This window comes from Ignavibacteria bacterium (assembly GCA_017303675.1).
GTDB lineage: Bacteria > Bacteroidota > Ignavibacteria > Tepidaquicellales > OLB5 > OLB5.
The window spans coordinates 1,192,151-1,206,998 of record JAFLBX010000002.1 but is presented as its reverse complement, the minus strand read 5'-3'; the positions used below and the strand labels follow the sequence as shown (position 1 = coordinate 1,206,998).

The following is a 14,848-nucleotide window of genomic DNA, read 5'->3' as shown; positions in this document are numbered from 1 at the left end:
AATCTAAATATAAAATCATTTAATGAACGATAATTATTCATATACATTCGGTAAAAAAGTTTACGATCTGAGCGCAAGGACCCATGTAATGGGTGTTATAAATGTTACACCTGATTCATTCAGCGATGGCGGAAAATTTATGGATCCTGCAGCAGCAATCGCTCATGGCAAAGAAATGGAAAAGCTTGGCGCTGATTTTATCGAAGTTGGCGGGGCTTCCACTCGACCCGGTGCAGATGAAGTATCCGCTGAAGAAGAATTAAAAAGGGTCTTACCTGTGATAACAGCACTTGCAAAAGAGGTAAGCATTCCCATAAGTGTTGATACCTATCGCGCTGAAGTCGCAGATGAGGCTCTGAAAGCAGGCGCGTTAATTGTAAATGATATCAGCGCATTCGGGTTTGAAAGCGTTATGGCTGAAACAATTGCAAAGCATAAAGCCTCAGCAATTGCGATGCACATCAAAGGTACACCTAAAGATATGCAGAATGACCCAAAGTATGATGACCTTATGGCTGAGATAATAACTTATTTTGAAAATGTTGCATGGAAAGCAAATGTAGCTGGTATTAAACAGGTAATTATCGATCCGGGAATTTGTTTCGGTAAAACGGTTGAACATAATCTGCAGATACTTAAAAATCTGAGTGACTTAAAAAGACTTGATACTCCTATAATGATAGGTGTTTCAAGGAAAAGCATGATTGCCAAGATACTTGATAACGAGGATGTTAATGACAGGCACGAAGGTACTATTACGCTCAATACAATTGGAGTATTGAACGGTGCTCATATTATCAGGGTACATGATGTAAAAGAAGGAGTTAGAACAGCAAGAATCATTGACGCATACAGAAAAGCATAGTAGTATATTTAAATTCAGATAACTAACCCGTTGAATATTTTCAACGGGTTTTTTATTTTTTTTCCCACTTCCAAATTAAACATGTTTCTTTCGAATTTAACTCTTATTTGAATTTCTACCGTAAAACTGTCATTTGAAATAAATCACGAAAAAAGCTAGGGTAAACTGTTGCTATCTGATACATAAAATATTATGTTTACATAAATCAGTTAGTGAATAACGTTACTTAGTATAGTATTATTCAGTAGTAATAATCAGTATAAATTTCTTTATAGGGGGAGAAATTTTATGAAAAAGTCTACAATCTTTGTTTTAGTTTTTTTTATTTTAGCATGTGTTAAACTTTATTCTCAGCCTTACGGATGGTTCACGCAGACTAGCGGAACAAGTAATAATTTAAACGGAGTTTATTTTGCCAGCGCATCAACCGGAATTATTGTAGGTCAATCCGGTACAATTCTGCGAACCACCAATGGTGGTACGAACTGGGCTGCAGTATCCAGCGGTACAAATGTCCATTTGTTCGCTGTATATTTCATTAACGGAAATACCGGCTGGGTTGTTGGAGATGTGGGTGTTATTCTGCGCACAACCAACGGAGGCTCAAGCTGGAACAATCAGCCGACAGGTGTGGGGTACCAGCTTCGTTCAGTAAGCTTTATTAACTCAGCCACCGGCTTTGCAGCAGGATGGTATGGTACTTTCCTTCGTACCACCAATGCCGGAACTAACTGGGTTTCTTACTCAACCGGTTTAACAACAAACCTGACAAGCGTAAGCTTTGCAGATGCAAGTAATGGGTTTGCAGCAGGGCAGTTCGGCAAGCTTATAAGAACTACAAACGGCGGTGTTAACTGGTCTGAGATCTCAAGCGGTACATCATCACAAATTGAAATGGTAAACTTTACGGCAACTAATGAAGCCGTTATAATTGGTGAAGGCGGATTTATTCGTAAATCAACTAACCTTGGCAACACATGGAGTGGCCAGTCCAGCGGAACAAGTAACTGGCTTATGGCTAATTCTGTAAAGAATCAGAATTTTTATGTACTCGTAGGTGATTACGGTACTATCAGGAAAACTTCCAACGGTGGTACCAACTGGTACAGCCAGACTAGCAATACATCTAGTATGTTAACTGCCGTATCATTTGTAGATACAAGTATAGGCTGGGCTGTTGGAATAAACGGAACGATCATTAAAACCACAACAGGGGGCTGGTTATTACCGGGTGCGGCATCACTAAGTGCTCCTTCAAACGGTGCAACATGTTTCAGTACTACAGGTACTCTTGATTGGTCTGATGTTTTCCCGCCGGTATGTAATTACAGGCTGCAGATAGCAACTGACCAGAACTTTACGAATATAGTTTATAATGTTGCAGGTATAAATGTTTCACAATATGTTATGCCTCCGGGAGTTCTTGCATACAACACTCAATATTACTGGCGTATCAGAGCTACCAACCAGGTGGGTGAAAGTGCAAGCTGGTCAAGCGTTCGCAATTTCAGAACAGCTTTGCCAGAAGTTTACGCGCCGAATCTGTTACTGCCTGCTAATAATTCTACAGTTAATATCACGCCTGTTTTAAGATGGGATACAATAACTATTGCTTCATCTTACAGGGTCAGAATTGCTACTGACACAGGTTTTACAAATCTTGTGCTTGATTCAAACAATATTGTTAACAGGCAGATAACAGTACCGGCAGGAAGACTGCAGTCAAATACAAGATATTACTGGAAAGTTTTATCAAATAATGTATGTATGTCAAGTCCGTACAGTACCAGGTGGAGCTTTACTACAGCAATTACAGGGCTAAGCCAGAATAACAGTGAAATTCCTGCAGAATTTAAGCTTTATAATAACTATCCGAATCCGTTCAATCCAAATACATTAATATCGTTCGATATTCCCAAAGCATCGAATGTTAAGCTAACTATATTCAATGTTCTGGGTGAAGCAGTTAATACTGCAGTAAATGAAGAATTAACTCCCGGTAAATATTCATTTACATGGAATGCATCAGATATGGCAAGCGGATTATATATATACAGGCTTGAAGCAAGCGGAAATGACGGAGAAAAGTTTGTAAAGACATTTAAAATGGTTTTAGTTAAATAATAATTTCAATTTGTAAAAGGTTTATATAAAAACTTGGTTTTTTAATGTTTAATTCAAACAATTGTATCTAAAACTACAGGGGGAAAGAAATGAAAACGATAATAAAAATAACAGTATTAACAATGCTGTTTATTACATCAGTTTCATTCAGTCAGTTGGTTACAAAGGTTCTTGTTTACAACGGTCCGGGCGGACAAATTGATAAATGTACCGGTATAACCCAGGATAACTTCGGGTTTGTATATGCAACCGGTGTCAGCTGGGGTTCAAACAGTACAAAAGAAGATTATGCAACCATAAAGTTCGGAGAGGATGGGGACTATATCTGGGCAGTCAGATATGACGGTCCAGGACATAACCTTGATTATGCTTCTGCTACAACAATAGATAATGCGGGAAATGTATATGTGACGGGCTGGAGCCGTTCAGGTGGAGATTACGGAAGTGAAGATTACTGTACGATAAAATATAACAACAACGGCCAGCAATTGTGGGTCGCAAGATATGATGGAGCAGTCGGTTCAGAATGCTATTATTATGATTATGCGAATGCAATTGTTGTTGATAATGCAGGTAATGTATATGTAACAGGTGAAAGCTGGGGAAATGATGATCTCAATGGTGATTACCTGACAGTAAAATATAATTCAAACGGTGTGCTTCAGTGGGCAAAGAGGTATAACGGTCCTTCAAGCAAAAATGATAAAGCGCTTTCAATAAATCTTGATGCAAACAGTAATGTTTATGTTACAGGCGGCAGTGAGCAGCAGGGTAAGGGCTATGATTACTTAACCGTTAAATATAATGCAAGCGGTCAGCAGCAATGGGCATCAAGATATGATGGTCCTGCATATCTTAATGATATAGCAAGTGAGCTTAGAGTTGACGGTATGGGTAATGTATTTGTAACAGGTTCTTCTCATGGCGGAAATTCAAAGCTTGATTACGCAACTATAAAATATAACACCTCCGGACAGCAGCAGTGGTTGAAAAGATATACAAATACTCCAATTAATGATACTGATGCAGCAACCGGAATTGACCTGGATGTTTACGGACATGTTTATGTTACCGGGTACAGCAAATCATCAGGAACAGCAAGCTATGATTTTGTTACAATTAAATACAATAATTCAACAGGCAACCAGGATTGGCTTAAAAGAAATGACGGCGGACTTTCTGATAAAGCCCGGGATATAAAAGTTATAAATAAAACCTGTATAGCTTCCGGTTCACCGGGCGGCGAAGGCGATGTACCTTGCTGGGATGTATACGTTTATGTTACAGGCGAAAGCTTTAAAACAGGACAGCAGAATGATTTTTTAACCTATGGTTACGGTGAAACCGGCAACCAGAGGTGGGAATGCAGGTTCAATGGTCCGACAAATGCAGGTGATGGAGCGTATAGTATTTCAGTAAAACCCGCATACCCGATAATATATGCAGGTGGTTTCTTTGGAAATGATTATGGTGTTATCGGGATAACTGAACTTACAAGGAATGGCTCAGGTGATTTTAAGGGACTCTCAACTAACTATCCCAACCCGTTCAATCCTTCAACAAATATCAGTTATAACCTTGTAAAAGAATCATTTGTAAAGATAAGTGTATATGATTTACTAGGAAGAACAGTTGCAGAGCTTGTTAACGGTAAAAAGCCGGAAGGTTTACATTCAGTTACCTTAGACGCTTCAAACCTGAACAGCGGTGTATATTTCTACAGAATTGAAACCGATTTTGCTTCAGAAACTAAAAAGATCGTTTTGATTAAGTAATATTACCAGAAATACCTCCGATTGAATTTTCCCGGAAAATGGCCGGGAAAGCTCTTCGAAAAAGGCGTTACCTGAAAAAGTAACGCCTTTTATTGTTAAAAACTGAATGTGAAGCAGAAATTATGTTACTGTTTAAGTATCTGCCTTAACATAGCGTTCATCCCTGAAAAGAAATACCCGTTTGGCTCTTCTGCCAGCTTTCTTTTTGCTTCGTTCTGCGCAGCTATTGGTGAATTTTTCACATCTGCATTAAACTGAGGCATGTTAAACAATGCTGTGTAAGGATTAAATACGGTATAGCTGTATTTATTAATTACATCCGCATTTTCAGGTGTTCTTTTAAGAAATAAAAATGAAAGATCATCAAAGTAGACAAGTGCCCACTCTTTGTTGCGGAATAAAAACTCGGTGATGTTCTGTTTGATCACATTCGGGAACCGTGTGAGCAACGGGTCAAAAAACATTACCTGGTTTATCCCGTACTTCTCAAGTTTGTTCTCAAAACCAGGCTGCATTTTAAGTATGGAATTATATTCATTGTATAACTCATCGCTAAGATTGCGGCTGTCGATAAATATATTCTCCTCTGGAATTTCCCATTTCAGGTAGCCGCCGGTATCAAAATTATTGAACGGTACACCTTTAATCTTATTTTCTTTAATGAATTTGTAAAGACCCAGAGGAAAATATCTGCCGCTGATCCCTGTTCCCGCTTCACGGTTATACTGGATAGATATGTAAAATTCATCCCTCTGGAACTGTACAGCTAAATAAATAAAAATTATCATCAAAACAATTAATGAAGGATACCCGTTTATTATTTTTCTGTACATGCTGCTTTTTATTCCGGATAGCATTCCATCAATGCTTATTATTAGTAAAGGAACAACAATAAGCTCAAAATCGACTGTGAATCTTATAGCGGTAACTGAATAAAACCCAAATACCAAAACCAATAATGCAAACAGGATATCCTTTTTTTTGTATGCAAAATATAGAACAGCAATAGAAGAAAACAATAATATTTTGTATATGGTTATAACAAACGTAGCATTTATTTTACTGCTGAAAGGGCTTATCCATTCCGCGATATTTTCCAGCATTTTCATATTTGTGTGCTGATAAATATATTGATATGTCGAAAAGCCATGCGGGTTTACAAGCAGTACTAACAATGAAATGAGTGTTATTATTACAAGTATTTTCAGCCTGCCGGCTTCTTTTATTTTATCAAAGCTTCCCAAAGCGGGTGAAGGAAATTTATATGTGAGTAATTCCGAAGATGTAAAGATAAGAAGAAAAATAATGCCTGTAATTACTCCCGGATGCAAATTGCCCCATAATAAAAAAATTACAGGCAATAGATACAGCCTGTTGAAATATTTATCACGGTCTATATACCTGTAAGTGAGCAACAGGTACAGCATTATTGCTAAAAACAAATATGTGAATAAATGCGGCCTGGGTGAAAACCTGTTAAACATCCCTGCAAGAAGAATGAATGACCCTAACAGATATATAATTAAATTGATCCTGAACTTTGAATATAATCTGAACAGGATAACAAAGATTATACAAAATACCACTGAACGGAAGATATAAATTCCGTTGTAACCAAAAGCCTGGAAAATTTTGTAAAATAGAATGTCAGAACCCCATTCAAACGGGATCCATTTTGTTTCCGGTGCTACATACCCGAAAACATCAGTAACAGGAATGCTCCCGCTTTCAGTAATATACTTACCGGTAGAAAGATGCCAGAAAAAATCATCATCTTCGATTTTATGTGTTGTTGCAGAAACAACAAGTATCATAAAAATAAAATATGAAAGCCATATGACATATTTATTCGTTTCTGATAAGGGTATTTTGACGGTCTTATTTTTATTTATATTTTTAGTATTTTTTCGCAATTAATCCAATAAAATAAACTACAATTTAATAAATTCTAAATTTAATTAAACCGATTAAAAAATAAAAAATTTTACATTTTCCTGTGTACATATATTGTATGATATAAATAATATTTTGATCCTATGCATGTAACTGTTACTTTAAAATTTAATTAATTTTTCTTATATTTGTTAGATTTTCTACAAAAATTGGGCAAAATAGTGCTTTTTAGCGGATATTATGGCTATTAAGATAAATATTGGTTCTTTAAACGAAGGTTCACAGGTTCTCGAGCTTATTTCTGACGGAAAAGAAATAGGTCTTGATGACGGATTTGTAAAGGATCCGCTCGAAATAAAGCTTGAGTTGTTTAAAACTACACATCAGCTTGATATAAAAACGCAGCTTAAAGGCACAATATTGCTTGAGTGCGACAGGTGCCTGGAAAAATTTGAAAAACCGTTAACTTCAGAATTTGAGCTAGTTTTTGTTCAGAAGTCTCCCCGTGAAGAGGAAATCAATGAAGATTATATAAGGACTTACAGTCCGCATATAAAATCAGTTGATATAACCAATGATATCAAAGAGGCTGTTATATTAACAGTTCCTATGAAAAAGCTTCCTGACGAAAAACCTGATGGTTCATGTTCATGGTGCGGAAGAACAAAGGAATTCTGGAAAGATATTATTGTTGAAAAAGAAGAAGATGACGATAAGTATTAAGTTACTGGGCATCAATATTAAAAGTTTATAAAAATAAGAAATTAATAATTAAGTAAAAGAATAATATAGAGGTGATATAATGCCGAATCCAAAGCGCAAACATTCAAAACAACGGAGCAGAAAAAGAAGAACTCATTATAAGGCTAGTGCTCCCAGCACAATGTCATGCCCCAACTGCGGCGAAACAAAGCTAATGCACAGGGTTTGTCCCGGCTGCGGCTTTTATGACGGTCGCTCAATAGTAATTCCCAAAAAATAAATTAAATAAACCGGTAAATTGAGCAAAGGGGCAAAGGATAAAGTCACCATTTCCCTGGATGCAATGGGTGGAGATAACGCTCCTGTAAACGAAGTTGCAGGAGCCGTTGAAACAGTGCGCACATGCGAAGGTATTAATATCACGCTTGTGGGTAAATTATCGCTTATAGAGCAGGAGCTCAAAAAACACACTTACGATAGTTCAAGAATAAATATACATAATGCCGAAGATGTTATAGGTATGGATGAAAGTCCAACCGAAGCTATTCGCAAAAAACCTGATTCATCGCTTGTTTCAGGATTAAAGTTATGCAAAAACGGTAAAGCCGATGGCTTTATCAGTGCCGGCAATACAGGCGCTGTTATGGCTGCATCACTTTTCACTCTCGGCAGAATTGCAAATGTATCCAGACCCACTATCGGATCAAGATTCCCGACTGAGCGCGGCATAACTATGGTTTTTGATGTCGGGGCCAATGTTGACTGCAAGCCTCTGCAGCTTGTGCAGTTCGCTGTAATGGGTTCGGTTTTTGCAAATCATATCTACGGGATAAATAACCCCAAAATTGGCTTGCTAAGCGTTGGAGAAGAAAAATCCAAAGGTGATGCTGTTACCGTTGAAACTTATGATCTGCTTGAAAAAAGCGGGCTGAATTTTATTGGCAATGTTGAAGGGCGCGATATAATGAAAGGCGAAACAGATGTTATTGTATGCGATGGTTTTACAGGGAATATTGTACTTAAATTCGCTGAAAGCGTTTTAAACCTGCTTAAAACTAAATTCAAAGATTACGCTGATAGAGGTTTTGTTAATAAGATGAAAGTCGGTATGGCATACGGCACGCTTAAAGATATATTAAAGGATTTTGATTACCAGGAATACGGCGGAGTTCCGCTGCTTGGTGTAAACGGAATTTCAATTATCGGACACGGCAGGTCATCGCCGCGCGCAATAATGAATATGGCAATTAAGGCAGAACAGATGGCAAGAGCGGGAATAAACGATATTATCGCAGAAAAGATCAAAGATATCAAGGATTTTTTGCCTGAAAACTGATATAATTTAAAAATTTTTATAGATATAAAATTTTATGGGAAAAGTAAGAGCCGCTATAACAGCTGTAGGACATTATGTACCTGAAACAGTCCTTACTAATGCTGATCTTGAAAAAATTGTTGAAACAAATGATGAATGGATCAAAACCAGAACCGGTATAAGTGAGCGCCGCATTTTGACAAATGGCGAGCCGATGTCTTTTATGGCTGTAAAAGCTATTGAAATGCTTCTTGAAAGGCGCGGAATTAAAGCTGAAGAGCTGGACCTGATATTGGTTGGCACTGTAACACCGGATATGCTGTTTCCTTCTACCGCCTGTGTTATCCAGGAAAAGATCGGCGCTAAAAATGCATGGGGATTCGATGTGCTTGCAGCCTGCTCTGGTTTTATTTTCACGCTAGTTGCCGGAATGCAGTTCATTGAAAGCGGAATGTATAAAAAAGTGCTGATAGTTGGAGCTGATAAAATGTCAACCATCACAAATTTTAAGGACAGGAACACGTGCGTTCTATTTGGAGATGGTGCAGGATGCGTTCTGCTTGAACCTTCTGAAGATCCGGAATACGGAATACTTGATACTAACATGCACGTTGATGGAGCGGGCGGAAAGTATCTGCATATGCTGGGCGGAGGAAGCCTGAATCCTTCATCTCACGAAACCGTTGATAAAGACTGGCACTATGTTTACCAGGAAGGCAAATATGTTTTTAAAGATGCTGTTAAGGGTATGGCTGATGTTTCCCATGAAATTATGGTGCGCAACGGACTTGAAGCTAAGGATATTTCTTACCTAGTGCCGCACCAGGCAAATATGAGGATCCTGACCGCATGCGCTGACCGTATGGGACTTCCGCATGATAAGGTAATGGTCAATATCCATAAATACGGAAATACAACGGCTGCAACAATACCGCTTTGCTTAAGTGAATACTGGGCAGAAGGAAAGATCAAAAAAGGTGATAACCTGGTACTCGCAAGCTTCGGTGCAGGTTATACTTGGGGGTCAATATTACTTAAGTGGGCATATTAACCTCCAAATCCTGAGCAAACTAACAAAGTTAGTTAGGGAAGGATCTCATTCGGTATAAAATATTCAGTGGTGTCAGGTATATACCTGACACCACTTTTTTTGCATTCATTCAAGTTCAGCGGAATTCAGAATATTTTTGTAAAATTTATACAGAAAAAGGACTCCAAAAGCCTGCTTTTTAATTGTTTGCCTCAAAAAGTCTCAATCCTTAATCTATTGTTTTTTCTAAAAAAAGCATTTAATTTTGATTAACTAAAATCCTTGGTTATGAAAAAACTAAGCATTCTTTCCTTTCTAATATTTCTCTCAATAAGTAATGCATTTTCTCAAAGTGGCTGGTTTTGGCAGAATCCTTTGCCTCAGGGGAATACTATTTATGATATTCTCATGATTGATAATAACAACGTTATTGCAGTTGGTGATGGAGGAACAATATTAAATTCTTCAAACTTAGGTTATAACTGGACAAATTCAAGTCATATCGAAGATGTGTACATGCGTTCAATTTGCTTTATAAATAATTCGACTGGTTTTGTTTCTTCTCAGGGAAAGATCTTACGGACAAGTAATTCGGGACATAATTGGACAGCTTTTAGTTTGAATTATCTTGTAACAATAGAGTCCATAATATTTGTAAATCCACAAACAGGTTTTGCAGTGGGTCATAATGGTAAAATATTTAAAACAACAAATGCAGGTTTTAATTGGGATTCTTCATCAAGCGGAACTCTTGAACCATTATTAAGCTGTTGTTTCAATGATGTAAATACCGGATGGGTTGTTGGTTGGAATGGCACGATCTTAAAAACTACAAACAGCGGTAATGTTTGGATTACAATTCAATCAAGTACAAGTAACCGGTTTACGGCTGTATTCTTTGCAAACAACAATACCGGCTGGATAACGAGTGAAAATGGGAATATTTATAAATCAGTAAACGGCGGATTAAACTGGACTTCTCTGAGTTTTGGTTCTTATCTTGGGTCAATTCATTTTTGTGATGTTCAAACAGGCTGGGCAGTTGGCTCATCAATTTTGAAAACAACTGATTCTGGAAATAACTGGATAGTTCAACCTGACCCATCGCCTGATGATTATAAGACAGTTAATTTTCTCAATACTCTCACAGGTTTTGCAGCCGGCAGCCTTGGTGTAATAGTAAAAACGACCAATGGAGGTTCAAACTGGATTCTTTTGACAAATAAAATAACCTCAAACAGTTTTGAAGATATTTATTTTGTGGATGATCAAAAAGGTTGGGCTGCAGGACTCAATGGAAGTTTGTTTAATACTTTGAATGGAGGCAGTGATTGGAGTAATCAATTTGATAATTCTGCTGTGAACTTCAGGTCAGTGAGATTTATTAACAATAATACTGGTTGGGCAGCAGGCACACATGTTATGAAGACCATCAATGGTGGCATTAATTGGAATATCGTTGCGGCAAATTACTCAATGAACAAAATATATCCGGTTGATAATTTGAATTTGTTCGGATTGGATTTCAACAATGCTATTGTTAAATCATCCAATGGAGGGGCTAACTGGAATGGCGTGAATTCAGGTTTTAGTGGAGGTTATTATGACATTTTTTTTATGAATGGGTTAACCGGATGGGCAGCGGGCAGCGGGCAAAAGATACTTAAGACAACTGATGGAGGTTCAACGTGGATCCTTCAATATGGTGGTAATTGGCCTGGATATATGAAGTCAATTCATTTTTGCAACAGTTTAACCGGTTTGGCTGCCGGTCTGAATCCGGGTAACAGTAATATGCTGTTAAAAACTACTAACGGTGGCTTGAACTGGAATGTTTTGATATTTGGACCACAATATAGTTTTAACAGAGTATTTTTACTCGATAGTAATAATGGTTTTTTTACTACAACAAATTATGCATCTAGTGATATTTATTTTACTACAAACGGAGGTATATCCTGGAATTTGCAATTTAGTACTGTATCCAATATAATTAGTTCAATTTGTTTTATTAATAATTCTATTGGTTGGATTGCTGGTAGTAATGGAATGATATTAAAAACAACGTCGGGTGGTACATTTGTAGGTATGCAAATATCTACTAATCAATTACCCCAGTCTTTATCACTCCAACAAAACTACCCAAATCCCTTCAACCCGGTTACAAAAATTAAGTTCGATATTTCATCTGCCCCCATCTCCTTCGGAGAGAGGCTGGGGGTGAAGTTGATCATTTTCGATCTCCTCGGAAGAGAAGTCACTACACTCGTAAATGAACAACTCAAGCCCGGCAGCTATGAAGTTGATTGGGATGGCACGGGTTTTGCAAGCGGAGTGTATTTTTGTTCATTGGTAACTAATGATTTTATAGAAACCAAGCGTATGGTATTAATTAAATAATCATTCTTTCCGTAACTTTGGAGTCATTGGTTACACAAGAAGATGAAACAATTATTTACATCTATTACTATTTCTTTTCCCTTAAGTATTGAGTATTTTTATTTAATTAAATAGGCTATCCCGTTGTTGGTCTTGCAAGACTTGTTTCTAAGTTGACCAACAACTGATTAAATTATTGATAAATGAAAAGAAAAATACTTTTTACATTATTCTCAATACTAACCTTACTAGTTCAAACCACAGCATTTGCAGGTAATATTGATCTCAAATTCTATTCAAGTGAAACCGGAGTATCCGTCATACCAGAAAAACTTATTATCTATAATACATCCACTGGTCAGGATATCATCACGCCTCAAGCTTTGCAATCGAATAATTATTCAGTATCACTTGCCGAAGGCACTTATTCCATTACGGTATTTAAATCAGGGTATCAAAGCTCACAGACTTCGTTTGATATCAAAGCTAATGCCATAAATTGCAGTATATTCCTCGATCCTTTAGCAGTAAGCACAAAGTTAAATACACTCCGTATCAAATCGCTGCTTAAGCCCGATGCAGCTTTGCTGCTTGGTTATGTGGTAGATGAAAATACAGGCGCTCCACTCGGCAATACAACAATTAAAGATGCCTCTTTAAGAGTATTGGGCACTACGGATGCTGATGGATATTTTGAGCTGTATTTTCCCGCCAACTGCGATAAAAGAACTCTTGTAACACTTAACTTTGAAAAGACTCCATACAGTACAAAAATTTATAAGGATTTCGAGATAACCCCAAACACCGATTTCATCTTTACCGTTAGACTAAAACAGGGGAGTGATAACTTTTCGCTAAATACTTTACCACATGATAGCAGGTGCAGTGACTGCACCCCGCAAACTCTGTTTCCTGATATGGCTGTAACGGGATTTGTTGTTCCTTTAAATATCAGAGTTGGGAGGAACTGCACAGGTACTAACTGCACAACTGTAGAAGTTTATTCGTTGCAAACTTATTTAAAATATGTTCTGCCCGCTGAAATATATGCCTGCTGGGGTAATCTATCAGGGGGCATGAATTCACTGCAGGCATGCGCAGTAGCTGCGCGGTCTTACGCAGTTTATTATGTTTATAATCCAATTAATTCAAACTATGATATTTGTGATAATACTTACTGCCAGTTTATGGGAAGCGTTACATCTACCAATACAAGTTCCGCTATAGATAATACTTTTGGCTATATATTAACCAATTCATCAGGAGTAGTGCGCTCTGAATACTCAGCTGAAAATAACAATAAAGGCTGCGGCAACGGATACTCCGGTACAGGTTCATCGTGGCCGTGTATATCAGACCCGGTTTGTACCGGATTTTCACCTAACGGTCACGGGCGCGGGCTGTGCCAATGGGGGACAGTTCGCTGGGCAACCGGCAGGGTTATAAGTACTTCAAGCCCATGCGGGCAGGGTACGGCGCACTCATACGGTACTAAAACATGGCAGCAGATTCTTGCTCACTATTACAACGTATCGCCTCAGAACTGGCAGGTAACTCTTGGTACCACGGCTGTAATAAATACATCTTCGCCGGTGCCGGTTAATTCAAATCCTTGCGCGCAGATAACAATCAATAATAACGTAACCTCAAGCGGCTCTGCTAGCTTAATGATAGGCGCATCAATTGCTCCGGCAGGCACAACAAACTGGATTAGCGATCCGGCAGGAGATGTAAAAAGAAATTTTACAAGCGGAACTGCAAATTATTCACGTACATTTAATATTCCGTGCAATACTGCACCCGGAGTATATGATATACTGACCGCACTTTGGTATGATAAAAACAATAATAACACTATTGATGGCAGTGATTTTGTGGTTAGCTCAAAACTTACAACAGGCGCGTTGACTATTTCTCCGTTAGGGGTTACTATCTTAAGTACAGAAATTCCTGATAAATTTGCCTTAGAACCAAACTATCCAAACCCGTTCAACCCGGTTACTAAAATTAATTTTGATATACCTAACCAGTCAAATGCTAAAATTATTATTTATGATCTTCTCGGTAGAGAAATAACAACCCTTGTAAACGAGCAGCTAAAACCGGGGAGTTATTCAGTTGATTGGGACGGCACGGGATTTGCTAGCGGAGTGTATTTCTATTCGCTGATAACAGAAGGATTTGTTGAAACGAATAGGATGGTGCTTGTGAAGTAGTTTCTAATGATACCTTCTTTATATGGTTGGACAAAAGATCTTGTCATCCTGAGCGAAGCGAAGGATCCAGACTGTTTTTCTCTAGATTCTTCACTTCGCTGCGCTTCGTTCAGAATGACAAAAAAATCCTATCCGCCTACTAAATTTTTGTAATCTTCCGGTGAGAGCAATGAATCCAGATCACCCATATTGCTGATTTCTATCTTAACCAGCCAGCCTGCGCCGTATGGGTCCTGGTTTACAATTGCGGGATTATCATTTACCGCTGAATTGAATTCAGCAATCTTGCCTGAAACCGGGGCATACATATCGCTCACTGTTTTTACAGCTTCAATCGTACCGAAAGTATCACCCATTGAAACATCATTACCTACAGTTGTCACATCTACATAAATTATATCGCCAAGCTCGCCCTGTGCATAATCGGTAACACCAACGGTTCCGGTGCTGCCTTCAACTTTTACCCATTCATGGTCTTTTGTGTATTTTAAATCTGCTGGAATGTTCATTTTCTTAAGTATTAAAGATTGATAAATAATATTTTAAATT

Annotated in this window: 11 protein-coding genes; 9 read left to right on the top strand and 2 right to left on the bottom strand. The window is 37.9% G+C overall.

Going from position 1 to position 14,848, the window contains the following annotated elements; all coding sequences use genetic code 11:
* Nucleotides 1–22: 22 nt before the first annotated feature.
* The 3 genes from folP to J0M37_14785 all read left to right on the top strand — a co-directional run bounded on the left by folP (nt 23) and on the right by J0M37_14785 (nt 4,764).
* Nucleotides 23–865: a dihydropteroate synthase gene (gene folP, locus J0M37_14795; GenBank protein MBN8586355.1), complete on the top strand. Its 843-nt coding sequence runs from the start codon at nt 23–25 to the stop codon at nt 863–865.
* Nucleotides 866–1,153: 288 nt separating this feature from the next.
* Nucleotides 1,154–2,989 carry a T9SS type A sorting domain-containing protein gene (locus J0M37_14790; GenBank protein ID MBN8586354.1) on the top strand — a complete coding sequence of 612 codons (1,836 nt, stop codon included), beginning with the start codon at nt 1,154–1,156 and terminating at the stop codon, nt 2,987–2,989.
* 89 nt (nt 2,990–3,078) lie between these two features.
* A complete protein-coding gene (locus J0M37_14785) occupies nt 3,079–4,764 on the top strand; it encodes an SBBP repeat-containing protein (protein MBN8586353.1) in 1,686 nt (561 codons plus the stop codon).
* A 125-nt stretch (nt 4,765–4,889) separates the two neighbouring features.
* On the opposite strand, the gene J0M37_14780 is transcribed toward J0M37_14785, so the two are convergent.
* Nucleotides 4,890–6,578 (bottom strand): hypothetical protein, encoded by a 1,689-nt coding sequence (locus J0M37_14780; protein MBN8586352.1) that lies wholly within the window; start codon nt 6,576–6,578, stop codon nt 4,890–4,892.
* Nucleotides 6,579–6,897: 319 nt separating this feature from the next.
* On the opposite strand from J0M37_14780, the gene J0M37_14775 reads away from it, so the two are divergent.
* The 6 genes from J0M37_14775 (at nt 6,898) to J0M37_14750 (ending at nt 14,299) form a co-directional block, all read left to right on the top strand.
* Nucleotides 6,898–7,380 carry a DUF177 domain-containing protein gene (locus J0M37_14775; GenBank protein ID MBN8586351.1) on the top strand — a complete coding sequence of 161 codons (483 nt, stop codon included), beginning with the start codon at nt 6,898–6,900 and terminating at the stop codon, nt 7,378–7,380.
* Between the two features lie 79 nt (nt 7,381–7,459).
* The gene (rpmF, locus tag J0M37_14770) at nt 7,460–7,639 is read left to right on the top strand and encodes a 50S ribosomal protein L32 (protein ID MBN8586350.1); all 180 of its coding nucleotides are present in this window, start codon (nt 7,460–7,462) and stop codon (nt 7,637–7,639) included.
* An 18-nt stretch (nt 7,640–7,657) separates the two neighbouring features.
* Nucleotides 7,658–8,695: a phosphate acyltransferase PlsX gene (plsX, locus tag J0M37_14765; GenBank protein MBN8586349.1), complete on the top strand. Its 1,038-nt coding sequence runs from the start codon at nt 7,658–7,660 to the stop codon at nt 8,693–8,695.
* A 34-nt stretch (nt 8,696–8,729) separates the two neighbouring features.
* Nucleotides 8,730–9,725 (top strand): ketoacyl-ACP synthase III, encoded by a 996-nt coding sequence (locus J0M37_14760; protein MBN8586348.1) that lies wholly within the window; start codon nt 8,730–8,732, stop codon nt 9,723–9,725.
* Nucleotides 9,726–9,992: 267 nt separating this feature from the next.
* Nucleotides 9,993–12,104 (top strand): T9SS type A sorting domain-containing protein, encoded by a 2,112-nt coding sequence (locus tag J0M37_14755; GenBank protein MBN8586347.1) that lies wholly within the window; start codon nt 9,993–9,995, stop codon nt 12,102–12,104.
* A 182-nt stretch (nt 12,105–12,286) separates the two neighbouring features.
* A complete protein-coding gene (locus tag J0M37_14750; protein MBN8586346.1) occupies nt 12,287–14,299 on the top strand; it encodes a T9SS type A sorting domain-containing protein in 2,013 nt (670 codons plus the stop codon).
* Between the two features lie 128 nt (nt 14,300–14,427).
* On the opposite strand, the gene gcvH is transcribed toward J0M37_14750, so the two are convergent.
* Nucleotides 14,428–14,808, bottom strand: coding sequence for a glycine cleavage system protein GcvH (gene gcvH / locus J0M37_14745; GenBank protein MBN8586345.1), 381 nt, complete (start codon nt 14,806–14,808; stop codon nt 14,428–14,430).
* Nucleotides 14,809–14,848 lie beyond the last annotated feature (40 nt).